The organism is Tepidiphilus sp. J10, from assembly GCF_006980785.1.
Classification (GTDB): domain Bacteria; phylum Pseudomonadota; class Gammaproteobacteria; order Burkholderiales; family Rhodocyclaceae; genus Tepidiphilus; species Tepidiphilus olei.
Genome location: NZ_SBHP01000002.1, coordinates 186858 through 212430, shown reverse-complemented (window position 1 = coordinate 212430; position 25573 = coordinate 186858). Strand labels below are relative to the sequence as shown.

Below are 25573 nucleotides of genomic sequence, written 5' to 3'. Positions count from 1 at the left end.
AGGAATACGCATGGATACCGATCTACTCGTCGCACTGGGAGGCGTGCTCGTCATCGTCACTGCTGGATTCTTCGGCTACAGCAAGTGGCAGGAGACCCGCAGCCGACGCACCCTCGAGCGCACCCTGCACACGCCGTCGCACGACCCCCTGCTCGACACCAGGCATGACGAGACCCCGGAGACGTCTGGAGAGGGCGGGGAAGGAGACCTCGTACTCGACCCGGTTCGGCACGCTCCGGCCCGGCGAGAATACGCCGCCGCGCCGTCCGTATCCCGCGCTCCACACCATCATCCCGACGGTCTCAAGGAAGGCGTGGATCTCATGGTGCGCCTCGAATCGCTCGGCGGCATGGATGCCGCGGCGCTCAGAGAAGTCGTTCTGCGCGAATTTCGTGATTCGCCGCGTCCGGTCGGCTGGTACGTTTTCGACGATGCAAGCAACGACTGGCAGCCGCTCACCGCCAAAACCGAGGGTCAGTATCACCTCGCGCTCGCCTCGCTGCAGCTCGCCGATCGCAGCGGCGCCATCGGCGAGAAAGACTATCTGCGTTTCACCGGCGGCGTCGAGCGTGTGGCCGACCAGCTCGGCGCCGTGCCCGGGGCCATCGAATCGCGCGTCACCGTGCTCGAGCGTGCCGCCGCGCTCGATCGCTTCTGCGCCGAGGTCGACGTACAAATCGCGGTCAACGTCGTGCCGCGCAATGCCCCGATCCCGGGTACCAAGATCCGGGCCGCCGCCGAAGCGGCCGGTCTCACGCTCGGTGAAGACGGTCTCTATCGCCTGCTCGACGATCATGGTGTTCCCTTGTACGCGCTCGCCGATCTCGACGGGCGCCCCTTCCGCCAACCCGACATCAAATTGCATCAGGCAAACGGGGTCACCCTCTTTCTCGAAGTCACCAAGATCCCCTCGCCGGTGGTGTTCGACCGCATGTTCACGTTTGCCGAGAAGCTTGCCTCCACGCTCGACGGGCAGCTGGTCGACGATGCCGGCAACCCCATTACGCCCGAGGCCGGTCGGCTGATCCGCGAGCGCATCGCCCAGATCCACCAGCGCATGAAAGCGCAAGAAATCCCACCCGGCAGCTCCATCGCCCGTCGCGTCTTTGCCGGATGAAAGGATCGTCATGACCTCCCATGCCCCGCCGGAGGCGGTCGAGCGCGCCCGCTGGCTGCGCGAGGAGATTGCTCGGCTCGATTACGCCTACTACGTGCTCGCCGAGCCGCTCGTGCCGGATGCCGAATACGATCGGCTTTTCCGCGAACTCGTCGAGCTCGAAACCCGCTACCCCGAGCTCGTCACCCCCGATTCCCCCACCCAGCGCGTGGGTGGCAAACCGGCGCCCCAATTTGCCGAAGTCCGGCACGAAGTGCCGATGCTCTCGCTCACCAACGCCTATACCGACGAAGAAGTGTATGCCTTCGACCGGCGTTGCCGCGAGCTGCTCGGCGTCGAGCGCATCCGCTATGCCTGCGAACCGAAATTCGACGGGCTCGCCGTCTCCCTCATTTACCGCGACGGCCTCTTCACCCTCGGCGCCACCCGGGGTGACGGTTTCACCGGCGAAGACGTCACCGCCAACCTGCGCACCCTTCGTTCCATTCCCTTGCGCCTGCGGCTCGATTCCCCGCCGACGTTGCTGGAAGTGCGCGGCGAAGTCCTCATGACCCGCGAGGACTTCAAACGCCTCAACGAAGCGCAGCTGCGGGCCGGCGAAAAAACCTTCGTCAACCCGAGAAACGCCGCCGCCGGCAGCCTGCGCCAGCTCGATCCCGCCGTGACCGCCAAACGGCCGCTGCGTTTCTACGCCTACCAGCTCGTGCGCCTCGAAGGGCACCCTTGGCCGGAAACGCACAGCCAGGCGCTCGCGCTGCTGCAACGCTGGGGTTTCCCCGTGTCGGATGCGCGCGCGCTCGCCGACGGCATCGCCGGCCTGCTCGCCTACTACCGACGCATGGAAGTCGAGCGCGACCGCCTTCCTTTCGACATCGACGGTGTCGTCTATAAAGTCGATGATCTGGCCGAGCAGCAGCGCCTGGGCACCATCGCCCGGGCGCCGCGCTGGGCCATCGCCCACAAGTTTCCGCCGCAGGAAGAGATCACCCGCCTCATCGGCATCGAAGTGCAGGTCGGACGCACCGGCGCGCTCACCCCCGTCGCCCGGCTCGAACCCGTCTTCGTAGGGGGCGTCACCGTCACCAATGCCACCCTGCACAATGAGGACTACATCCGGGACAAAGACATCCGCATCGGCGACTGGGTCGTCGTGCGCCGTGCGGGCGAAGTCATCCCCGAGATCGTCAAGGTACTTGCCGAGCGGCGCGATGGCAGCGAACGCCCCTTCGTCATGCCCACGCATTGCCCCGTGTGCGGTTCGGCGGTGGCCCGCGACCCCGACGAGGCCGCGGCCTATTGCACCGGCGGCATGTACTGCCCCGCTCAGCGCAAACGCGCCATCGAGCACTTCGCCTCGCGCCTGGCGATGAACATCGAGGGGTTGGGTGAGAAGCTTATCGAGCAGCTCGTCGATCTCGGCTGGGTTGAAACCCCGGCCGACCTCTACGATCCGGAAAAAATCAACGCCGAGCGGCTCGCGAGCCTGCCCCGCATGGGGGAAAAATCCGCCGCCAAGCTGATGGCCGCCATCGAACGCAGCAAGAAAACCACGCTCGCGCGCTTCATCTACGCGCTCGGCATCCGGCACGTGGGCGAGGCCACCGCCAAGCTTCTGGCCGAGCACTTCGGCGCGCTCGAACCCCTCATGCAGGCCGGCCTCGAGGAGCTCACCGCCATCGAGGGCATCGGCCCGGTGGTGGCACAGAGCATCCGCGACTTCTTCGACGAGCCGCACAACCGCCAAGTGATCGAGCGCCTGCGCCGTCTCGGCGTGCATTGGGAGGAAAGCACGCCCGCGAAGAAGAGCAGGGCGCTCGCCGGCCTCACCTTCGTGCTCACCGGCACCCTGCCGCGAATGAGCCGCGAAGAAGCCAAGGCCCTCATCGAAGCGCACGGCGGCAAGGTGAGCTCCTCCGTGTCGAAGAAGACCGACTACGTCGTGGCCGGCAGCGAAGCCGGCAGCAAATTGCAGCGGGCGCTCGAGCTGGGTGTTCCCGTCATCGACGAAGACACGCTCGCGCGCCTGCTCGCCGAGCGCAGCACAACCCAAGGATGAACCCATGGATCAACCGCAGGAGTCGAACGAGATGAAGAAAGCCGTGCGCAAGGCCGTGTTCCCCGTGGCTGGGATGGGCACCCGGTTCCTCCCCGCCACCAAGGCGAGCCCCAAGGAAATGCTACCCATCGTCGACAAGCCTCTCATCCAGTACGCCGTGGAAGAAGCGGTGGCCGCCGGCATCACCGAGCTCATCTTCATCACCGGCCGCACCAAGCGCTCGATCGAAGACCACTTCGACAAAGCCTATGAGCTCGAATCCGAGCTCGAAGCCCGCGGCAAGAAGGAACTCCTCGAAGTCGTGCGCAAGACCGTTCCCAAGGGTGTCAACTGCATCTACATCCGCCAGTCCGAAGCGCTGGGTTTGGGACACGCGGTGATGTGTGCCGAATCCGTGGTCGGCGACGAACCCTTCGCCGTGCTGCTCGCCGACGACCTCTGTGACCACCCCGAAGGCAAGCCCGTGCTCGCCCAGATGATCGACGTCTACAACTACCACCGCTGCTCGGTGCTCGGTACCATCAACGTCGCGCGCGAAGAAACGCGCCAATACGGCATCGTCAGCACCGAGCCCGAAGCCCGCGGCAAGATCCAGCGCATCACCGGCATCGTCGAGAAACCCAAGCCCGAAGAAGCCCCCAGCACCCAGGCCGTGGTCGGGCGCTACATCCTCTCGGGCAACATCTTCGAACACCTGCACCGCATCCAGCCCGGCGCCGGCGGCGAACTGCAACTCACCGATGCCATCAGCTCACTGCTGCAGGAAGAAGCAGTGCTCGCTTACGAATTCGACGGCGTGCGCTACGACTGCGGCTCCAAGTTGGGCTACCTCAAGGCCACGGTCGAATTCGCCCTGCGCCACCCCGAAGTGGCCAACGAGTTCCGCGACTTCCTGCGCGCCCGCTCGGTGGGACTGTAACAAAAAAGCCCCGAAGGGGCTTTTTCTAGGGAGACGCTCAGGCGAGCGCCGTCTGCTTCGCCGCGCGGCGGCGATCGTGCTCCTGCAGGTGGCGCTTGCGCAGGCGGATCGACTTCGGTGTGATCTCCACCAGCTCGTCGTCCTCGATGAACTCCACCGCCGCTTCCAGCGTGAGTTCGATCGGCGGTACGAGCCGGATCGCCTCGTCCGAGCCGGAAGCGCGGATGTTGGTGAGCTGCTTGGTGCGGATCGGGTTCACCACGAGGTCGTTTTCCCGCGTGTGGATGCCGATGATCATCCCCTCATAGACCGCATCGCCCGGATTGACGAACATTCGCCCGCGATCCTGCAGCTTCCACAGCGCGTAGGCCACGGCCTGGCCGTCGTCCTGCGACACGAGCACGCCATTGCGCCGCCCGCCCACGGTGCCAGCGAGCGGTCCGTAGCCGTCGAAGATGTGGCTCATGAGCCCCGTGCCGCGCGTGAGCGTGAGGAATTCGCCCTGGAAGCCGATGAGGCCGCGCGCCGGCACGCGGTACTCCAACCGCACGCGTCCCTTGCCGTCGGGCGCCATGTCGAGGAGCTCCGCCCGGCGCCGCCCGAGTTCCTCCATCACCGCGCCCTGGTGGCCTTCCTCGATGTCGACGGTGAGCCGCTCGTAGGGCTCGTGCATCTCGCCGTCGACTTCCTTCAATACCACTCTCGGCCGACCCACCGCCAGTTCATAACCCTCGCGGCGCATGGTCTCGAGGAGGATGGTGAGGTGCAGTTCGCCCCGGCCGGAGACCTCGAAGCTGTCGCCGTCCTCGCCAAAGCGCACGCGCAGCGCCACGTTCTTGAGCAACTCCTTCTCCAGACGCTCGCGGATCTGGCGGCTGGTGACGAATTTCCCTTCGCGCCCGGCGAGCGGCGATGTATTGACCATGAAGGTCATGGTGAGCGTGGGCTCGTCGACCTCGATCGGCGGCAAGGGCTGCGCCGCCTCGGGGTCGCACACCGTCACGCCGATGCCGACCCGTTCCACGCCGGAGATCATCACGATGTCGCCTGCCACCGCCTCGGGCACGGCCTCGCGCTCCAGGCCGACGAATTTCAGCACCTGACCGATCTTCGCCCGACCCAGGTTCTGCTCGCCCAGCCACACGCCCACTTCCTGATTGGGACGCAAACGCCCTTGGCGGATGCGGCCGATACCCAGCTGCCCGACATAGCTCGAATAGTCGAGCGAGCAGATCTGCAGCTGCAAGGGGGCGTCGATCGACACCGGCGGCGGCGGAACGTGCGCGATGATGGTCTCGAAGAGCGGCCGCATGTCCTTGCCCGGTTCGTTCAGATCCAGCGTGGCATAGCCCTGCAGGCCCGAAGCATAGACGATGGGGAAGTCGAGCTGCTCCTCGCTCGCATCCAGCTCCGCGAAGAGGTCGAACGTGGCGTTGATCACCCAGTCGGGCCGCGCGCCGGGGCGGTCGATCTTGTTGATGACCACGATGGGCTTGAGCCCCTGCGCGAGCGCTTTCTTGGTGACGAAGCGCGTCTGCGGCATGGGGCCTTCGACGGCGTCGACCAGCAGCAGCACGCCGTCGACCATCGAGAGCACCCGCTCCACTTCACCGCCGAAATCGGCGTGACCCGGGGTGTCGACGATGTTGATGTGGGTGTCGCCATAGCGGATGGCGCAGTTCTTGGCCAGGATGGTGATGCCGCGCTCGCGCTCGAGATCGTTGCTGTCCATCACCCGTTCCGAGACGGTCTGATGCTGGGCAAACGTGCCGGATTGTTTCAGGAGCTGGTCGACGAGGGTGGTCTTACCATGATCGACGTGCGCGATGATGGCGATGTTGCGAATGGCGGAGGACATGGACTTCCAGACGTACGAAAACGCCAATTATAACAAAGGGGCAGGGCGGCGTCGTGTACAATTGCGCATCCATCGGTTCGACCCGGAAAACCCATGTTCGCGATCATCGGCGGCACCGGCCTCACTTCGCTCAACAACCTCGAAATCGTTCATCGTCAAGTCGTCCGCACTCCCTACGGCGATCCTTCCGGGCCGCTCACGATCGGCCGCATCGCCGGGCAGGACGTCGTCTTCCTTGCCCGCCACGGCTATGGCCACACCTACGCACCGCACCGCATCAACTACCGGGCCAACGTTTGGGCGCTGAAACACGTGGGGGTAAGCGAAGTGATCTCGGTCGCCTCGGTGGGCGGCATCCAGGAGCGCTATGCTCCTGGCACCCTGGTGATTCCGCACCAAATCATCGACTACACCTGGGGGCGCGTGTCGACCTTTTTCGAGGACGAAGAGGCCCCGGTCACGCACATCGATTTCACCCTGCCATTTACCGCTTCATTGCGCGAGCGGCTGATCCGCGCCGCGGACAGAGCAGGGGAGCCGGTGATCGACGGCGCCGTCTATGCTTGTACGCAGGGGCCACGCCTGGAGACTGCCGCCGAGATCGACCGCCTGGAGCGCGACGGCGCCAACGTCGTCGGTATGACCGCCATGCCCGAAGCAGCGCTCGCCCGCGAGCTGGGGCTTGCCTACGCCGCGATCAACGTGGTGGCAAACTACGCCGCCGGCCGTGGCGCCGACGCGAACGAGATCTCATTCACGGAAATCGAAGCGACGCTTTCCGAGACCATGGCGCGGGTGCGGCACGTACTGGAAGCGTTTGCAGTACTCCCACTCATCTCGTCGCCATGAAAATCATTCCAAGGGCCACGCCGAGCAGCGCGGTTCCGACGAGGCGGTCGAGCCATCTCATTCGCTGCGCCAACCAGCCATGAATGCCGGTCGATGAAAACAACCACGCAACCAAGGCGAACCACAGAAACGATTCCGTAACCAGTAGCATGAAGACGAGAAGTGCATCTGCCGGGCTTGCCTCCGGTGTCAGTACCTGCGACAGGATCGAGCCAAAATAGGCCATGGCCTTGGGATTGAGTAGGTTGGTCATGAACCCGGCGATGAATGCCTTACCGCGAGGGGGGCGCGTGTTCTCTTCCGGCAGCGTGCCATTTGAGATAAGGCAGCGGATTCCAAGGTAGCCGAGATAAAGGGATCCCGCAATGGAAAGCAGGCGGGACAGCATGGGCAGAGCGTCCAGAAGTAGGGACAAGCCGAACAGGCAGAACAGCACATACAGGCCAATCGCGCAGGCCACGCCGCCGGCAGCGGCTACACCAGCCCCGCGACCGGAAACGACCGACAGCCGGCTGATCACCGCGAAGTCAGGACCCGGTGAAATCAGCGCCAGTGCGTGAACGAGAAATAGAAGGAAAAAAGCGCCCGCAGTCATGTTTCCGCAGGAATGACATTTCGGCCCATCCGCACATTATCCCTCGAGTGGCCGATCGGATCACCCCATGTTTTTCGTGATAATTTGTATTATGTAAAATATACTCTAGCCCGGCGGGACGAGCATGCGAAGCGGCGCACGGTCAGATGGCCACGCGGCGGAGGATCCAGATCTGCATGAATAAAGACATTCTCACTCCCCACTGTCCTCTTCTGGCCATCGTGCTATATTTCCGCGCACCATCCGATAGGAGACCGTTCCATGCGCATCGAGACGCTCGCCGTCCATGGCGGCTATACGCCCGATCCGACCACCAAAGCCGTGGCGGTGCCGATCTACCAAACCACGTCCTACGCCTTCGACGACACGCAGCACGGCGCGGATCTGTTCGATCTCAAGGTGCCGGGCAACATCTATACCCGCATGATGAACCCCACCTGCGACGTGCTGGAAAAACGCGTCGCGGCCATGGAAGGCGGCATCGCGGGCCTCGCGCTCGCCTCGGGCATGGCGGCCATCACCTACGCCATCCAGACGATCGCCGAAGCAGGCGACAACGTGGTCAGTTCGGCCACGCTCTATGGCGGCACCTACAATCTCTTCGCCCATACGCTGCCCAAGTACGGCATCGAGGTGCGCTTCGCCGACCACCGCGATCCGGCTTCATTCGCCCGCCTCATCGATGGCAAGACCAAGGCGATCTTCTGCGAATCGATCGGCAACCCCCTCGGCAACATCACCGACTTCGAGCGGCTCGCGGCGATCGCCCATGAGCACGGCCTTCCCCTCATCGTCGACAACACCGTCCCCTCCCCTTACCTTTGCCGTCCCTTCGAGCACGGCGCCGACATCGTGGTGCACTCGCTCACCAAGTACCTCGGCGGGCATGGGAATTCCATCGGCGGGGTGATCGTCGACAGCGGCAAGTTCCCTTGGGCCGAGCACAAAGCGCGTTTCCGCATGCTGGTCGAGCCCGATCCGTCGTATCACGGCGTGAGCTACACGGAAACCTTCGGCACAGCCGCCTACATCGCCCGGGCGCGCGTGGTGCCCTTGCGCAACATGGGCGCGGCGCTCAGCCCCTTCAACGCCTTCCTCATCCTGCAGGGCATCGAGACCTTGCCGCTGCGCATGGATCGCATCTGCGACAACGCCGTGCGCATCGCCAACTTCCTGCGCACTCACCCGAAAGTGGGTTGGGTCAATTACGCCGGACTGCCAGATCATCCCGATCATGCGCTGGTGCAGAAGTACCTCGGCGGCCGCGCCTCCGGCATCCTCACCTTCGGCGTCAAGGGTGGCCGGGAAGCCGGTGCCCGATTCCAGGATGCGCTCAAGCTGGTGACGCGGCTCGTGAACATCGGCGATGCCAAGACGCTCGCCTGCCATCCGGCGTCCACCACGCACCGCCAGCTCTCGGCCGAAGAGCTGAAAAAGGCCGGCGTGAGCGAAGACATGATCCGGCTGTCGGTAGGCATCGAGCACGTCGACGACCTGATCGCCGACCTCGACCAGGCGCTCGCCGCTGCCTGAGTCTGCCCTCCCCCGCCTAGGCGGGGGTGAGGCAACCCTCTCGGCGGATCAAAGCGCAACCGCCCTGCCCTCTTCCCCGGCAAGCGCATTCGCCCGCCCGATGCCGACGTAGGCGATTCCCAGCCGTTGGAGCTGTTGCGGGTCGTACTGGTTGCGCCCGTCGAAAATCACGGGCGTTTTCAGGAGCCGCTTGATCGCCGCGAAATCGGGATGGCGGAAGGGTTTCCATTCGGTCACCAGCACCATGGCGTCGGCTCCTTCGAGCGCGTCGTACTGATGACGGGCGAAGACGAGGCGGCCCTCGTCGAACCATTGCGCCGGGAATACTCGTCGTGCGTTGTCCATGGCGACTGGATCGTAGGCGCACACCTTGGCACCGCGCCCGATCAGGCCCTCGACGAGCGGAATCGACGGGGCTTCGCGCATGTCGTCGGTTCCGGGCTTGAACGCAAGCCCCCATACGCCGAAAGTCCGTCCGCCGAGGTCTTCGCCGAAACGGGCGACAATCTTTTCTTCCAGCACCCGCTTCTGCTTCGCGTTGCGATCTTCCACCGCCGTGAGCACTTCCGGCTCGACCCCGGCCGCCTGGGCCATGGCGATGAGCGCCTTGACGTCCTTGGGAAAACACGAGCCGCCGTAGCCGCAGCCCGGATAGATGAAGTGGTAGCCGATGCGGTGATCCGATCCGATGCCCAGGCGGACGTTTTCGACATCGACGCCGTAGCGCTCGCACAGGGCCGCGATCTCGTTCATGAAAGAGATCTTGGTGGCGAGCATGGCGTTGGCGGCGTACTTCGTCATCTCGGCATCGCGCACGCCCATGTAGATGACGCGCTGGTGGCTGCGGTTGAAGGGCGCGTAGAGCTCGGCCATGCGCTCGCGCGCCGCCTCCGAATCGGTGCCGACGATGATGCGGTCCGGGCGCATGAAATCCTCGACCGCAGCGCCTTCCTTGAGAAATTCAGGATTGGAGACGACATCGAAGGAAATCGACACGCCACGCGCATCGAGCTCTTCCTGGATCGCACGGCGCACCCGCTCGGCGGTTCCTACCGGCACCGTGGATTTGTCGACGATCACGCTGTAGCGCGAAAGCCGCCGGCCGATGTCGCGCGCCACCGTGAGCACGTGCTGCAGGTCGGCCGAGCCGTCTTCGAGCGGAGGGGTGCCCACGGCGATGAAGAGCACGTCGCACTCGGCCATCGCCTCGCCCAGATCGGTGGTGAAACGCAGCCGCCCTTCCTGATGGTTGCGCTCGACGATCTCCTCGAGCCCCGGCTCATAGATGGGCAGCTTCCCCGCTTTCAGCCCCTCGATCTTGGCTGCATCGACATCGACGCACCACACCTCGTTGCCCATTTCGGCGAAACACGCCCCCGTCACGAGACCGACGTAGCCGGTCCCGATCACGCACAAATCCATTGAACTCCCCTCGATTCGTGACAACGACAAGTTACTGATCTTCCGGAGCGATCCAAACCAAGTGGTCTCGCCCGTTCTCTTTGGCCTGATAGAGCGCCCGGTCGGCACGTGCGAACACGTCGTCGATCGTGCGATCGCTGATCGAGAACGACGTGCCGCCGGCGCTCACCGTATAGCGGATCGCATGGCCATTGAAGACGACGACGCTTTGGCGAATGGTCCGCAGCAGCCGTTCGATTGCCGCCGTGGCCGCGCGATCGTCGGTTTGCGGCAACAGGATACCGAACTCCTCTCCCCCCAGGCGGCCACAGACGTCCATCTGACGCAGGGATTGTCGAATCGTCTGGGCGAAATGACGCAGCACGGCGTCGCCCGCGGCATGCCCCAGCGTGTCGTTGATGCGTTTGAAGTGATCGAGATCGATGAGGCAAAAGGAGGAATCGATCGTGAATCCGGAACGAACGACGCGCTGAAACTCTTTTTGCATCACCTCGAGAAAGGCTCGCCGGTTGGGCAATTCGGTGAGCGGATCGGTCATGGCCATGCGCTCGAGCTGCTCCTCGAGCACTACCTGTTCGGTGACGTCGCGATAGGTGGCGATGTAATGTACAGGCCGCCCTTCTCTGTCGGTGACGGGTGCGATCGTCACGTCGTGGTAACGCAACTCCCCCGTCGCCGTCTTGTTCACCATCCGTCCCTGCCAAACCGCTCCTTGGGAAATCGTCTCCCATAATTCCCGATAAAACGATTCCGGTTGTAAGCCGCTGTGTAACAAGTGTCCAGCACGCGTACCGATCAGCTGGTCGGCATGATAACCGGTGATTTGCTCGAGCGCAGGGTTGACCCATTCGATCGTGCCATCGGCTGCCGCGATCATGATGCCTACCGGTGCGTGACGGAGCGCCGCGGTCAAGAGGCGATCTCGCTGGATTTTTTCTTCTTCCTGGGTCACGTCACGCGACACACCGATGGCACGCAACGCGCGTCCCGTCGTAGGATCGCGGTCGCATACCTGGCCTCGATCTTCGAGCCACAGGATGCGGCCATCCGGTGTCCGAATACGGTAACGCTGCTGATAAGTTGCAGTTTTTCCTTTGAGCAGATCGACGAGGGCCGAGCGAACCTTGGGCCAATCGTCGGGATGGACGAAGGAACGCCATTGGGCAAAACTCAAGCGGACGGGCTCGTTGCCCAAACCCATCCAACGGCTCCACTGGGCATCGAGCCAGGCAGTTTCATTCCCGAAATCCAGATCCCACGTTGCCAGCTCAGCCGCTTCTAGTGCTAGCCGTAGGCGCGTTTCGAGCTGAGGAGATGACGAGATGGGATCCTTCCGCATTCACGCCCCTTTCGTCGGAATGAGCCCGCGGGCCTCGGCTTCTTCGTAGATCGCCCGCGCAACGGCCTTCCACACGGGGCCGCCGTGGAGCTCCTCTCCCATGCTCGCTGCCGAAGCCATGGTTTGAAACATGAGGGCGATGAGCCCCAGGAGCTCGGCGCGCACGCGCGTCTCGAGGACCGACGAATAGAAATGTTGCGTGAGGTGCTCCGCGTCGGTATCGAAGGCCTCGCGGGCGAGATCGCGCATTTGCTTGGCATTGGCGGGATCGAGCCCCAGAACGGCGAGCTTGGCGGCAATGGCGTGCTCCAGCATTCCCACGTCGCGCGCCAGAAACGTTGGTTGCACCATCGCCAGCCCCTTCGCCCATGCACCGAATGCACAATGATAGCATAGCGAAAAGGGGCGGATGGTGGGTGCTGACGGACTCGAACCGCCGACATTCGCCTTGTAAGGGCGACGCTCTACCAACTGAGCTAAGCACCCGCTGCAAGAGCCGGCAATGGTACCATCACCGACCTTGCTTGGCAAACGCGGCGAAGCTCAATGCGGCAATTCGCTTGCCGCTGGGCTCACGCCCGTGCTCGTGGTACTCGCGGCAACGACTGGCGTCGCGACGGGAGGCTCGCTGGCTGGGACCAAAGGCTCGGGCTTGCGCTCGAGGGCGAGCTCGAGCACCTGCTCGATCCAGCGCACGGGAATGATCTCGAGCACACCTTTGACGTTCTCGGGAATCTCGGCCAAATCCTTGACGTTCTCCTCGGGGATGAGCACCTTGCGGATGCCACCGCGCACCGCGGCGAGCAGTTTCTCCTTGAGCCCGCCGATCTCCAGTACCTCGCCGCGCAGGGTGATCTCGCCCGTCATGGCCACGTCGCAGCGCACCGGAATTTCGGTGAGCGCCGACACGAGCGCCGTGGTGATGGCGATCCCTGCCGAGGGGCCATCTTTGGGGATGGCGCCTTCGGGCAGGTGCACGTGCACGTCGTTCTTCTCGTAAAAATCTTCCGGGATGCCAAGCTTGCGCGCGCGCTTGCGCACCACGGTGATGGCTGCCTGGATGGATTCCTGCATGACCTCGCCGAGCTTGCCGGTGGTGATGACCTTGCCTTTGCCCGGCATCACCGCCGCCTCCACGGTAAGGAGCTCGCCGCCGACTTCGGTCCACGCGAGGCCCGTGACTTGTCCCACCTGGTTCTCCTTTTCGGCCACGCCGAAAGAATACTTGCGCACACCCAGATAGGTTTCGAGATCGCCCGAGTCCACGGTGACCGGCGCTTTGAGTGCCTTGAGCAGGACTCCCTTGACCACCTTACGGCAGATTTTCGAGATCTCACGCTCGAGGCTGCGCACACCGGCTTCCCGCGTGTAATAGCGGACGATGTCACGGATCGCCTCGGTGGTCACGGTGAGCTCGTTCTTCTTCACCCCGTTGTTTTTCATCTGCTTGGGCAAAAGATAGCGCTCGGCGATGGCGATCTTTTCATCTTCGGTGTACCCCGAGAGCCGAATCACCTCCATGCGATCGAGCAGCGGCGCCGGGATGTTGAGCGTATTGGCCGTGGCCACGAACATCACTTCCGAGAGGTCGAAATCGACCTCGACGTAGTGATCCTGGAAGGCGTGATTCTGCTCGGGGTCGAGCACCTCGAGCAGCGCCGAGCTCGGATCGCCACGGAAATCCATGCCGATCTTGTCGACCTCGTCGAGCAGGAAGAGCGGATTCTTGACGCCGACCTTGATGAGACTCTGGATGATACGACCCGGCATGGCACCGATGTAGGTGCGCCGATGGCCGCGGATCTCGGCTTCGTCGCGCACGCCGCCCAGCGCCATGCGCACGAACTTACGCCCCGTGGCACGCGCCATCGACTGCCCGAGCGAGGTCTTGCCCACTCCGGGAGGACCGACCAGACACAGGATGGGCGCCTTGACGACATCGACGCGCTTTTGCACCGCCAGGTATTCGACGATGCGCTCCTTGACTTTCTCCAGACCATAGTGGTCGGCATCGAGGATCTTCTGCGCCTTGGTCAGATCCAGCGTGACCCTGGTTTTCTTGTTCCACGGCAGGCTCACGAGCACGTCGAGATAGTTGCGCACCACGGTGGCTTCGGCCGACATGGGCGACATCATGCGCAGCTTCTTGAGCTCGGCCTCGGCCTTCTCCTGCACCTCCTTGGGCATGCCGGCGGCCTTGATCTTCTTCTCGAGCTCGTCGAGCTCTGCCTGTTCGTCACCTTCGCCGAGTTCCTTCTGGATCGCCTTGACTTGCTCATTGAGGTAGAACTCGCGCTGAGACTTCTCCATCTGGCGCTTGACGCGGCTGCGAATGCGCTTCTCGACTTCGAGAATGTCGATCTCGGCTTCGAGCAGCGCCAACAGGCGCTCCATGCGCGGCACGAGTGCGAGAATTTCGAGCAGTTCCTGCTTCTTGTCGATCTTCAGCGGCAGATGCGCAGCGATGATGTCGGTGAGATGCTCGGGATCTTCGAGCGCCGCGAGCGAGGCGACGAGCTCTTGCGGCAGTTTCTGGTTGAGCTTGACGTACTCCTCGAAAGCCGACAGCAACGAGCGGCGTAGCGCCTCGGTCTCACGCGGGTCGCCCGGCTGTGTTTCCAGCGGCTTAGCCAGAGCGACGAAGGTGTCACCCTCTTCGAGGATGCGATCGAAACGCGCCCGCTGCCGCCCTTCGATCAGCACCTTGACCGTCCCATCGGGGAGTTTGAGCATCTGCAATACGTGGGCGATGCACCCGAGCGTGAAGATGTCGTCCGCTCCGGGATCGTCCTTGGCGGCGTCTTTCTGCGTTGCGAGCGCGAGCCGCCCGCCATTTTCCATGGCACGCTCGAGCGCTTTGATGGACTTGGGTCGCCCGACGAAGAGCGGGATGACCATGTGAGGGAACACGACCACGTCGCGCAAGGGCAACAGCGGCAGGTGTTCGAGGGTTTTACCCTGGGCTTCGATGAGTTCGGTCATGTGTGGAAATCCTGATGAGGCGAGAGATCGCTACTTCGCAATATGGTCGCTTGGCGGGCAAAAATCAAGGGGGCTCGTGGGACGTGCTGCCAGCGACCTGCCGGCGCATCGCTACTCGGGGCATCGCGCCTTGCTCATCCGATACACCAAGAAATGCCTCGATGAATCGTCGTGAGCGGTTACGGGGCAAGCCAACCGGAGTACGGCAACGCTCTATCAGGGCAAAGCCTGCAGCCCAGCACCAGAAAAACACCGCCATGTCGCAGTACAGCGAAACCGTTCGAGCTGCTCGAACGGTTTCGCTGGAGCCCTTGGCGCCTCGCGGGCGGGCCGTTTGCGGCAATCACTGCATGAGCGCTCAGTTTTCACCGCTGACGTGGGCTTCTTCGTTGCCGATCTTGAGCGGCTCGGTTCCTTGAGTCACGGTGGATTCTTCGATGAGGATCTTGTGCACCCCTTGGCTACTGAGGTTGGGGAGTTCGAACATCAGGTCGAGCAGGATGTCTTCCATGATGGAGCGCAAGCCTCGGGCACCGGTACGCCGCTCGATGGCTTTACGGGCGATCGCCCGGATTGCTCCCGGGGTGAATTCGAGCTCCACGCCCTCCATCTCGAACAACTTGCGGTATTGCTTGACGAGGGCATTCTTCGGCTCGGTGGCGATGCGCATGAGCGCCTCTTCGTCGAGCTCTTCGAGCGGAACGATCACTGGCAAGCGTCCGACGAACTCGGGAATCAGCCCGAAGCGCACGAGATCGTCGGGTTCGACCTGACGCAGCAACTCGGATTTCTTGCGCTCTTTCTTGCTCGCCACCGCTGCCCCGAACCCGATGCCGGCGGCTTCGGTACGACGCTCGACGATCTTCTCCAGCCCGTCGAAGGCACCGCCGCAGATGAAGAGGATGTTGGTGGTGTCGAGCTGGATGAAATCCTGATTCGGATGCTTGCGTCCGCCCTGGGGCGGCACGGAGGCGACCGTTCCCTCGATGAGTTTGAGGAGCGCTTGCTGCACGCCTTCGCCGGAGACGTCGCGCGTGATCGAGGGGTTCTCGGATTTGCGCGTGATCTTGTCGACTTCGTCGATGAAGACGATACCCCGTTGGGCTCGCTCGACGTCGAAGTCGCACGTCTGCAGCAAGCGGGCGAGAATGTTCTCCACGTCCTCGCCCACGTAGCCCGCCTCGGTGAGCGTAGTGGCGTCGGCGATGGCGAACGGCACGTCGAGCTTGCGCGCGAGCGTCTGTGCGAGCAGCGTCTTGCCCGAACCCGTAGGCCCGATGAGCAGGATGTTGCTCTTGGCGACTTCCACCTCGTCGTCGCGAGCAGCAAGTGCCAGGCGTTTATAGTGGTTATAGACCGCGACCGAGAGCACGCGCTTGGCGTAGTCTTGGCCGATGACGTACTGGTCTAGGTAGTCGACGAGTTCCTTGGGGGTGGGCAGACGCCGTGCTGCATCTACGGCCTCGCCGCGCACTTCTTCGAGGTCTTGGCGAACGATGTCGTTGCACAGCTCGATGCACTCATTGCAGATGTACACCGATGGGCCGGCGATGAGTTTTTTGACCTCATGCTGGCTCTTGCCGCAGAAGGAACAGAAGAATTCGCCGCTGTTGCCGCGTTTGCTTTTTGCCATATTGACTCAGATATCCTCGCGACGAATGAGCACTTTGTCGACGAGGCCGTATTTGACGGCCTCTTCGGCATTCATGAAGTTGTCCCGCTCGGTATCGCGTTCGATGCGCTCGATATCGTTGCCGGTGTGAAAGGCGAGCAATTCATTCAACTTTGCCTTGATCTTCAGGATCTCTCGGGCATGGATCTCGATGTCGGAAGCCTGCCCCTGAAAGCCGCCCAGAGGTTGGTGAATCATCACCCGGGAGTTGGGCAGGCAATAGCGTTTGCCTTTGGCACCGGCCGCGAGCAGAAAGGCGCCCATGCTCGCAGCCTGGCCGATGCACAGGGTGCTCACGTCGGGTTTGATGAACTGCATCGTGTCGTAGATGGCCATGCCCGCCGTGACCGATCCGCCCGGCGAGTTGATGTAGAAGTGGATGTCTTTGTCGGGGTTTTCGGACTCGAGGAAGAGGAGCTGCGCGACGACCAGGCTTGCGACCGCATCGTCGACGGGACCGACGAGAAAGACCACCCGCTCCTTGAGCAGGCGCGAGTAGATGTCGTAGGCTCGCTCGCCTCGGCCGCTTTGCTCGACCACCATGGGCACCAGACCGAGGCCGAGCGGGGTATTCGCCTCAAACGATTCTTTCATGAATTCCTCACACAGCGTATCGACTTGCCAGCAATCGACGCAAAAAAAGACGGTAAGTTCGCGGCCGAGGCAAAAATGCACCGCAGCCGCGCCGCTCGGCTCAGACGGGTTTCTGCGCCATGAATTCGTCGAAGTCGACGGTTTTTTCGGTAACCCGAACTCGCTCCAGAACCCATTGCACCACGTTGTCTTCGATGACGACCGCTTCGATGGTGGCCAGTCGCTGTCGGTCGGCATGATACCAATCGACGACTTCCTGTGGCCGTTCGTATTCGGATGCCATTTCCTCGATGAACGCCCTCACCTGCTCCGGCGAGGCATTGAGCTCATGGCGCTTGACGATTTCGCCGATGAGCAGCCCAAGACGAACCCGTCGCCGGGCTTCTTCTTCGAAGAACGTGGGCGAGAGTTTGAGCTGGTTGGCATCGAATCCGCGCATCTGCAGATCGCGCTTGGCCCGCTCCAGGAGCTGTTCGGCCTCGAGTTCGACGAGCGCACTTGGGACGGCAAACTCGTGGGCGGCGAGCAAGAGGTCGAACACTTGTTTTTTCAGATCGGCGTCGAGTCGCTGCTTGAGCTCGCGCTCGAGCGAAGCGCGGATTTCGTCGCGCAGTTTCTGCACGTCGCCATCTTCGATGCCGAGCGCACGGGCGAAGTCGGCGTCGACCCCAGGAAGCTCGGGCTCTTCGACTTTATGCACCGTGAGCTCGAACTGGAGTGTTTGGCCGGCGAACTTGCTCTCTTCACCTTCGGGGAAGGTGACTTCGAAGGTCTTGGTCTCGCCCGCGCGCATCCCGATCGGCGCTTTTTCGATGGGCTCGAGCAAGGTCCCTGCGCCAATTTCGAAAGCATAATTCTCGATGCGCCCATTTTCGACTTCTTCGCCGTCTTTGCGGGCTACGTAGGAGACGGTGACGCGATCACCTTCCTGCGCCGGGCGCTCGACTTCACGCCAAGTGGCGCGCTGCTTGCGCAGGCGCTCGAGGGTCTTGTCGACCTCGGCGTCGGTGACTTCGAGGTTCACCCGCTCCACGGTGTGTTCGGAGAGATCGGCCAGTTCGATCTCGGGGTAGATTTCGAACTTGGCGGTGAATGCGAGCATGGCCGAATCGGCCGATTCGGCAGGTTCGATGCGAAAATTTCCCGCCACGCGCAAACCCTCGCGCGCGACCGATTCGTTGAAGCTGCGTTCGATCGCCTCACTCACCGCTTCGGCCCAAGTCTCGTTCCCATACATTTGTTTGACGAGGCGCATGGGCACCTTGCCCGGACGAAAACCGGGCATCTTCACGGTGGGCGCGATACGCTTGAGCCGTTTCTCGGCCTCTTTCTCGACCTCAGAGACAGGGATCTCGAGCGTGAGCGAACGCTCGAGCGGATTGACGGGCTGCTGCGCGGGCGTCTGTTCGGCGACTTCCATCCGAGTTCCTTGCAATTGGGTGGGTAAAAACGGTTTTTCATTCTAACATGATTCGATCTCCAGTCGGGAGCCGCGTCATGCCTTTCGTTTCCTCGTTCACTGTGCCCCTTTCTTCGCGCCCTTTGCTCCGTCTGCAGGAAATCAGGGCGATCGAGGCGGTGGAAGTCCCCCTGGCCGACCCACCGCTGATGGAACGTGCCGGGGCGGCGATCGCCCGCGCGGTGATCGCGCACGTGCCGCCTGGCGGTTTGGTGTGCGTCCTGTGCGGACCGGGTAACAATGGGGGGGACGGGTTCGTCGCGGCGCGTCGTCTGCTTGCCCTCGGACGGCGCGCCGTGGTGATCGGTCGCTTCGACGGGGGGCGATCGGGAGGGGAAGCCGCGGCGGCGCGCGAAGCGTTCATGGCATCCGGTGGGGTCGTCTTGCCCGGACCGGAAGCGCTCGAAGCCCCTCCGGCGGCGATCGTGGATGCCCTCTTCGGTATCGGTCTTGCGCGTCCCATCGGCGAACCCTATGCTTCCTGGATCGAATGGAGCCTGGCGCAGACGGCGTTCAAACTGGCGGTGGATGTGCCTAGCGGGCTCGATGCCGACACGGGGCGCTGCACGGGACCCTGTTTCACGGCGGACCTCACCTCGACTTTCCTTGCCGACAAGCCCGGCCTGCACACGCTCGACGGCCCGGATCGGGCCGGCAAGGTGGTCGTCGACTCGCTGGGCATCGATCCGCGGCGCCACGATCTGGGGCTCGGACGTTTGCTTGGGCTGGATGCCTTCGCCGACCATCTGCAGCCACGGCGCAAAAACACCCACAAAGGCAGCTTTGGTCACGTGCTCGTGGTGGGCGGAGCACCACGCATGAGCGGCGCGGCCTTTCTCGCGGGGCACGCGGCGCTCGCCATCGGCGCCGGCAAGGTGACGCTGTGCGCGCTCGATCCGAACATCCTCTCTTTCAGTCCGGTGCATCCGGAGCTGATGGTGGGAAATGCGATTCCGGAGCGCGGCGTCGACGTCCTCGTCGTCGGCCCCGGCTTGGGCACTTCAGACGAGGCCCGGGCCCTGCTCGCGCGTCTTCTCCCTTCCCCCCTGCCGCTCGTGCTCGATGCCGACGGACTCAATCGTTTGGCCGTCGATGCCGAATTGCAGGAGTGCCTGCGCGGGCGTTCGATCCCGGCGATCCTCACGCCCCACCCGATGGAGGCCGCGCGGCTGCTCGGCACCGACGTGGCGACGGTGCAGAGGGATCGCGTCGCCGCGGCGCTGGAGCTCGCCCGGCGGCATCGGGCACACGTCGTGCTCAAGGGCTGCGGCTCGGTCGTGGCCGACCCCGACGGCGCTTGGGCGATCAACCCCACGGGGAATCCGGGCATGGCGAGCGCCGGTATGGGGGACGTGCTCAGCGGCTTGCTCGGGTCCTTGCTCGCCCAGGGCTGGCCGGTAGCGCTGGCGGCACGCTTCGGCCCCTTCCTGCATGGCGCCGCAGCCGACCGGCTCGCCGCGGAAGGCATTGGTCCGATCGGGCTTACCGCCAGCGAGACGGTGGCGGCGGCGCGGCAGCTGGTGAATGAATGGTCCGAGCGGAATCGAAAAGCGCTTTGATTACTCGATCTGCCCCCAGGGGCGGGCCCGCTCCTCCTCCCACCACGTCATCGTCTGCACCAGCTCGGCGAGCGAATCACAGCCCATCTTCTCCATCACACGAGAGCGATAGACTTCCACCGTCTTGATCGAGATCCCCAGGTCGTCGGCGACCTGCTTGTTGAGGCGACCGGCGACGATGAGCATGAGCACTTCGCGCTCCCGCTGCGACAGGGTCTCGAACCGGCGCTCGATCTCTGAGCGCCGTCCTCGCCGTTCTCGCAAAATACGCGAGCGCGCCAGCGCCTCCTCGATGCATTGGAGGAGCTGAGCATCGGAAAACGGTTTCTCGAGGAAATCGACCGCCCCCTTGCGCAACATCCGCACCGCCATGGGAATATCGCCGTGTCCAGTGATGAAGATCACCGGCAGCGGCAGCTCGCGTCGGCGCAGCTCCTCGAAGAGCTCCAAACCACTCATGCCCGGCATGCGCACGTCGAGCAACACACAGCCGCTACCCGACGGTCCGATGGTGGCAAGGAAGGATGCCGCATCAGCGTAAGTGCGCACACGATGCCCACTGCCTTCGAGCAGCCATAGCAAGGAATCCCGCATCGCTTCGTCATCATCGACGACATGTACGAGGGGCTCCTCCTCCATCCCGTTCATTCTTACGCCTCCACGGGCAAGGTAAAGCGGAACTCCGTTCCGCCCAGGGGATTGTCGTCGACCGTGAGCCGCCCTTCGTGGAATTCGACGATGGAGCGGCAGATCTTCAGACCCATTCCCAGGCCGTCGGGCTTGGTGGTGAAAAACGAGGTGAAGATCTGCTCACGCTCCTCGGGCGACAGACCCCGGCCGCGATCGATCACGGACACGGCCACGTAGCGCTCGTCCTGCCGGCTCGCCTGCAGTCGGATCTGGCGTGCCGCGGGCTTCGTCCGGGACATCGCTTCGATTCCGTTGCGAATCAGATTCACCAGCACCTGTTCGATCAGGATCGGGTCGGCTCGCACTTCCGGCAAACCCGCGGGGAGTTCTACCAGAAGACGCACGTTGTTGCGCTTGGCTTCGGGCGTCATGATCTCGACGGCGCCCGCCACGATGTCGGCGAGCGGCACCACGTCGCGCCTGGGCTCGGACTTGCGCACGAAGTCGCGGATGCGATTCAGAATGGAACCGGCACGCTCGGCCTGCGTCGCTGCCTTATCCAGTACGGCCCGCGTGGCAGCCTCGTCGAGCCGACCCTGCGCCAAGCGGCTCATTCCTCCGCGGCAATAATTGGCGATCGCCGCCAGCGGCTGGTTGAGCTCGTGGGCGAGCGTGGAGGCCATCTCACCCATGGTGATGAGCCGTGCCGTTTGCTGTAATTGGGCCTGACGCTGCAACTCCAGCGCACGTAGATGCTGGAGCACCGTAATGTCGGTGGCGATCGCCATGCGCACGATACGCCCGTCGACCCAGCGCGTGAGCTGTTCATGGACGTGGTACCAGCGCCCGGATTCCGGATGTTGCACCTCGCCATCGAAGAGTTCCCGGGGCAGCTTTTCTGCGTCGGGATGAGCCCCCTCCGGCTCGGGAGAGATCGGCCGAGGCACCCCCAAGGCCGCCGCCCTTTGTCCCACCGCGTCGAAGCCATAGATGCGCTTGAATGCCCGGTTGGCGAAGAGGATTTCGTCGCTCGCCCAATCAGCGACGAAGACCGCGGCATCGAGCCCTTCTAGCACCGCGGCGAAACGATCTTGCGCGGCTTCCAGAGCCGCACGTGCCCGCCGGGCCTCGGTCACGTCGGTCACTGCCGCCATCCAACCGGTGTGCCGCCCCTCGCCGTCGATGAGCGCGGAAAGGTAGAAACGCGCATCGATCCGCTCGCCGTCCTTACGACTTATGCGCATGTCGAAACCTTCGGTGGGGAAACGGCCCGAGAGCGTCATGCGCAGGCTCTCCCAGCAAGACTCGATCGACTCTTCCGGCCAATAGGGAAAAGGTGGACTGCACCCGAGCAATTCCGCTTCGCTAAAACCCACCAGTCGACAGAAGGCCGAATTGACATAGATGATACGACCCTGCAGGTCGATCGCCCGCAACCCCGTGACGAGAGACTCCTCCATCGCGCGCCGAAACGCCATCTCGGCCTGTAAGGCCTCTTCGGTCTGCTTTGCCCGCGTGATGTCGTGGGCGATGGCATAGCAGGCATCTTCGTCATTGACGGGGTTGATACGCCACGACAGCCAGCGATACTCTCCGGTGATGCTGCGCACGCGCACGACGAACTCTACCGCCTCTCCGCTCGAGAGCTGTCTCAGCGCCGTCATCGTCTCGCCCAAATCGTCGGGGTGCACGAGATCGATGAGGGATTTTCGCCGCAACATCCGCTCGGTATAACCGAGCACGCGGGGGAAAGCAGCATTACAGCGCAGGATCTTGCCATCCGGCTCCATCACCGCCAGCAGATCGAGCGAGAAGTGGAACAAGCGGTCACGTTCGCGCTCGACCCGGAGCAGGGCCAGTTCCTGCTGCCGTGCGCGAATGAGGAGTACGATCACCCAGGCCCCGAGCGCTACGATCACCAGCAGCATGGTCAGCATCTCTGCGTCGGCCGAGCCATTGCGCCATCCGCTTCCCCACTGGAAAAGCATGGCGAGAGCGCCTACCATGAAGAGCAGGACGAAAGCCGTCGCGGCGCCGATGCGAAGCGGGCGCTCGGAGCGCAGCCAGGGGGAATGGTCACCGTTCATGAAACCTGCGATCGCACGACGAGGAAAAAATTCGCTTCACCAGTCCGAACTGTGGCGCATTCAGTGATTTCTGGCCACTAGGGAAAACCCGTAAGCATGGCTGGCGCCGCGATGGTGCACCGCACGATTGCGCTTCGTGAAATTAAATTTTATATTGCGGGACGTCGACCGCAAAAGGAGCCGCTCATGTCCGTCCAGTCCCAGCATCATGTGCACCCCGATCCGGATCCTTCAGAGACACAGGAATGGCTGGAAGCGCTCGACGCCGTCATCGAGCATGAGGGCCCACAAAGGGCGCATGCGCTCGTGGAGACCTTGATCGAAGAAGCGCGAGAACATGGAGTCGACATCCCCTACTCGGCCAACACGGCCTACATCAACACCATTCCCGTCGAGTTGCAGCCACCGTATCCCGGCAACCCCGACCTCGAGATCAAGATCCACTCCTACATCCGCTGGAACGCGATGGCCATGGTGGTGCGTGCCAACCGCGATTCCAACGTGGGCGGGCATATCGCTTCCTTCGCCTCGGCCGCCGTGCTCTACGACGTGGGGTTCAACCACTTTTTCCATGCGCCGAACGAAAAGCATCCAGGGGACCTCGTTTTCTTCCAGGGGCACTCCGCGCCCGGGATCTATGCCCGCGCCTTCATGCTCGGCCGGCTCACGGAAGAGCAGCTCATCAACTACCGCCGTGAGATCGACGGCAAGGGGCTTTCCTCCTATCCCCACCCTTGGTTGATGCCGGCTTTCTGGCAATTCCCTACCGTTTCCATGGGATTGGGTCCCATCCAGGCGATCTATCAGGCGCGTTTCATCAAGTATCTCGCTTGTCGGGGGCTGCTCGACGCGGAACGAGCCGCCAAACGCAAAGTATGGTGCTTCATCGGCGATGGTGAGGTCGACGAGGTCGAGACGCTGGGGGCGATCGGCCTGGCGGCGCGCGAGAAGCTCGACAATCTCATCTTCGTCATCAATTGCAACCTGCAGCGGCTCGACGGCCCCGTGCGCGGCAACGGCAAGATCATCCAGGAGCTGGAAGCCGAATTCCGTGGCGCCGGCTGGAACGTCATCAAGGTGATCTGGGGGTCGCGCTGGGACGCGCTCTTTGCCCGCGACAAGAAAGGCATCCTGAAAAAACGCATGATGGAGCTGTGCGACGGGGACTATCAGACGTTCCGCGCCAAGGACGGAGCCTACATCCGCGAGCATTTCTTCAACACGCCGGAACTCAAGGCGCTGGTGGCCGACTGGACCGACGAGGAGATCTGGCAGCTCAACCGCGGCGGCCACGACATCTTCAAGGTGTACGCCGCGTACAAGGCCGCCGTCGAGCACGAGGGTCAGCCGACGGTGATCCTCGCCAAGACCATCAAGGGCTACGGCATGGGACAGGCGGGCGAGGCGATGAACATCGCCCACCAGGCGAAGAAGATGGATCACGACGCGATCCGCAGTTTCCGCGACCGCTTTCAACTGCCCGTTCCCGACGACCAGATCGATGCGCTGCCTTTCCTCACCTTTGCCCCCGACTCGCGCGAGGCGCGCTACATGCATGAACGGCGCCAGGCGCTGGGCGGCTATCTGCCGCAGCGGCGGCAGAAGGCGAGCGAATCGCTGGAGATTCCTCCGCTCGAATCGTTTGCCTCATTCTTCGCCGGCAGCGGCGAAGGTCGCGAGATCTCCACGACCATGGCGCTGGTGCGCATGATGATCCAGCTCATGCGCGACAAGAAGATCGGCAAACGCGTCGTGCCCATCGTGCCGGACGAGTCGCGCACTTTCGGCATGGAGGGAATGTTCCGCCAGTTCGGCATCTGGAACCAGGAAGGGCAGAAATACGTTCCCGAGGATCACGACCAGCTGATGTTCTACAAGGAATCGCGCGACGGTCAGATCCTCGAAGAAGGGATCAACGAGGCGGGCGCGACCTGCAGTTGGATCGCGGCAGCCACGAGCTACAGCGTGCACGACGTGATCATGATCCCCTTCTACATCTTCTACTCGATGTTCGGCTTCCAGCGCACGATGGATCTCATCTGGGCGGCGGGGGATCAACGTTCGAGAGGGTTTCTCATTGGCGGCACCTCCGGGCGAACGACTTTGAACGGCGAGGGGCTGCAGCATCAGGACGGTCACAGCCATGTGCTCGCCCACGTCGTGCCCAACTGCATCAGTTACGACCCTACTTTCCAGTACGAACTCGCCGTGATCGTCCATGAAGGCTTGCGGCGCATGATGGCGGAGCAGGAAGACGTCTTCTATTACATCACCGTGCTCAATGAGAACTACGAGCATCCCCCCATGCCCGAAGGGGAAAGTGTCCGGGAGGATATCCTCAAGGGCATGTATCTGCTCCAGGCCGCGCCGGCAGGCGCGGCGCCCCGCGTGCAGCTCATGGGCAGCGGTTCCATCCTGCGTGAAGTGATGGCCGCGGCCGACATCCTGCGTGAGGACTGGGGCGTGGCCGCCGACGTCTGGAGCTGCACGAGCTTCAATGAGCTCGCCCGCGACGGCCAGGACACGGTACGCTGGAACCTGCTGCACCCCCTGGAAGCACCGCGCAAGAGCCACGTCGAGCGCAAACTCTCCGGTCATCGCGGCCCGGCGGTCGCCGCGACCGACTACGTCAAACTCTTCGCCGAGCAGATTCGTCCTTTCGTCAAACGCACCTATTACACGCTGGGTACCGATGGATTCGGGCGCTCCGACACGCGCGAGAAGTTGCGCTTCCATTTCGAGGTCGATCGGCACTGGGTGACGCTCGCCGCCCTCATGGCGCTCGCCGAAGACGGTGAATTGCCGCGAAGCAAGGTGGCCGAGGCCATCGCCAAATACGGCATCGATCCCGCCAAACCCAACCCGCGCACGGCCTAAAGCCTAAAGGAGACTCCCGATGGCA

The 25573-nt window shown here is 63.2% G+C and carries 18 protein-coding genes and 1 tRNA gene; 7 read left to right on the top strand and 12 right to left on the bottom strand.

Annotated elements, in window-relative coordinates; translation table 11 throughout:
- The first annotated feature begins 10 nt into the window (after positions 1–10).
- Genes EPD81_RS05640 through galU form a run of 3 tightly spaced genes read left to right on the top strand, consistent with a single transcriptional unit; the run spans position 11 to position 4092 of the window.
- Complete coding sequence (locus tag EPD81_RS05640; RefSeq protein WP_142804466.1) at positions 11–1117, top strand: cell division protein ZipA C-terminal FtsZ-binding domain-containing protein; 1107 nt, start codon at positions 11–13, stop codon at positions 1115–1117.
- A 10-nt stretch (positions 1118–1127) separates the two neighbouring features.
- Positions 1128–3173, top strand: coding sequence for an NAD-dependent DNA ligase LigA (gene ligA, locus EPD81_RS05635; protein ID WP_142804465.1), 2046 nt, complete (start codon positions 1128–1130; stop codon positions 3171–3173).
- Positions 3174–3177: 4 nt separating this feature from the next.
- Complete coding sequence (galU, locus tag EPD81_RS05630) at positions 3178–4092, top strand: UTP--glucose-1-phosphate uridylyltransferase GalU (RefSeq protein WP_255446485.1); 915 nt, start codon at positions 3178–3180, stop codon at positions 4090–4092.
- Between the two features lie 37 nt (positions 4093–4129).
- Here the strand turns inward: galU and typA are convergent, their stop codons facing one another.
- Complete coding sequence (typA, locus tag EPD81_RS05625; protein ID WP_142804464.1) at positions 4130–5950, bottom strand: translational GTPase TypA; 1821 nt, start codon at positions 5948–5950, stop codon at positions 4130–4132.
- A 93-nt stretch (positions 5951–6043) separates the two neighbouring features.
- On the opposite strand from typA, the gene EPD81_RS05620 reads away from it, so the two are divergent.
- Entirely contained in the window at positions 6044–6799 is a 756-nt protein-coding gene (locus EPD81_RS05620; protein ID WP_142804463.1) for an S-methyl-5'-thioinosine phosphorylase, read from the top strand.
- Here EPD81_RS05620 and EPD81_RS05615 read toward each other — a convergent pair.
- The gene (locus EPD81_RS05615; RefSeq protein WP_142804462.1) at positions 6783–7394 is read right to left on the bottom strand and encodes a LysE family translocator; all 612 of its coding nucleotides are present in this window, start codon (positions 7392–7394) and stop codon (positions 6783–6785) included. The genes EPD81_RS05620 and EPD81_RS05615 overlap by 17 nt on opposite strands.
- A 261-nt stretch (positions 7395–7655) precedes the next feature.
- On the opposite strand from EPD81_RS05615, the gene EPD81_RS05610 reads away from it, so the two are divergent.
- Complete coding sequence (locus tag EPD81_RS05610) at positions 7656–8927, top strand: bifunctional O-acetylhomoserine aminocarboxypropyltransferase/cysteine synthase (RefSeq protein WP_142804461.1); 1272 nt, start codon at positions 7656–7658, stop codon at positions 8925–8927.
- Between the two features lie 48 nt (positions 8928–8975).
- Here the strand turns inward: EPD81_RS05610 and EPD81_RS05605 are convergent, their stop codons facing one another.
- From EPD81_RS05605 to tig, 8 genes are all read right to left on the bottom strand, one after another.
- Entirely contained in the window at positions 8976–10349 is a 1374-nt protein-coding gene (locus EPD81_RS05605; protein ID WP_142804460.1) for a UDP-glucose/GDP-mannose dehydrogenase family protein, read from the bottom strand.
- Positions 10350–10380: 31 nt separating this feature from the next.
- Positions 10381–11688 (bottom strand): sensor domain-containing diguanylate cyclase, encoded by a 1308-nt coding sequence (locus tag EPD81_RS05600; protein ID WP_142804459.1) that lies wholly within the window; start codon positions 11686–11688, stop codon positions 10381–10383.
- Entirely contained in the window at positions 11689–12039 is a 351-nt protein-coding gene (locus EPD81_RS05595; RefSeq protein WP_142804458.1) for a hypothetical protein, read from the bottom strand.
- A gap of 59 nt (positions 12040–12098) precedes the next feature.
- A tRNA-Val gene (locus tag EPD81_RS05590) sits at positions 12099–12174 on the bottom strand.
- Between the two features lie 57 nt (positions 12175–12231).
- A complete protein-coding gene (gene lon, locus EPD81_RS05585) occupies positions 12232–14670 on the bottom strand; it encodes an endopeptidase La (protein ID WP_142804457.1) in 2439 nt (812 codons plus the stop codon).
- Between the two features lie 358 nt (positions 14671–15028).
- Positions 15029–16303, bottom strand: coding sequence for an ATP-dependent Clp protease ATP-binding subunit ClpX (clpX, locus tag EPD81_RS05580; RefSeq protein WP_142804456.1), 1275 nt, complete (start codon positions 16301–16303; stop codon positions 15029–15031).
- Positions 16304–16309: 6 nt separating this feature from the next.
- Positions 16310–16936 carry an ATP-dependent Clp endopeptidase proteolytic subunit ClpP gene (gene clpP / locus EPD81_RS05575; protein WP_142804455.1) on the bottom strand — a complete coding sequence of 209 codons (627 nt, stop codon included), beginning with the start codon at positions 16934–16936 and terminating at the stop codon, positions 16310–16312.
- A 100-nt stretch (positions 16937–17036) separates the two neighbouring features.
- The gene (gene tig / locus EPD81_RS05570; RefSeq protein WP_142804454.1) at positions 17037–18356 is read right to left on the bottom strand and encodes a trigger factor; all 1320 of its coding nucleotides are present in this window, start codon (positions 18354–18356) and stop codon (positions 17037–17039) included.
- A 77-nt stretch (positions 18357–18433) separates the two neighbouring features.
- Between tig and EPD81_RS05565 the strand changes: the two genes are divergently transcribed.
- On the top strand, positions 18434–19954 hold the full coding sequence (locus tag EPD81_RS05565; protein WP_142804453.1) for an NAD(P)H-hydrate dehydratase: 1521 nt from the start codon (positions 18434–18436) through the stop codon (positions 19952–19954).
- On the opposite strand, the gene EPD81_RS05560 is transcribed toward EPD81_RS05565, so the two are convergent.
- Positions 19955–20602, bottom strand: coding sequence for a response regulator transcription factor (locus EPD81_RS05560; RefSeq protein WP_142804452.1), 648 nt, complete (start codon positions 20600–20602; stop codon positions 19955–19957).
- A gap of 2 nt (positions 20603–20604) precedes the next feature.
- Positions 20605–22671, bottom strand: a complete 2067-nt coding sequence (locus tag EPD81_RS05555; protein ID WP_142804451.1) for a PAS domain S-box protein — start codon at positions 22669–22671, stop codon at positions 20605–20607.
- Positions 22672–22857: 186 nt separating this feature from the next.
- Here EPD81_RS05555 and aceE point away from each other — a divergent pair, with 186 nt between their 5' ends.
- Positions 22858–25548 (top strand): pyruvate dehydrogenase (acetyl-transferring), homodimeric type, encoded by a 2691-nt coding sequence (gene aceE / locus EPD81_RS05550; RefSeq protein WP_142804450.1) that lies wholly within the window; start codon positions 22858–22860, stop codon positions 25546–25548.
- Positions 25549–25573 lie beyond the last annotated feature (25 nt).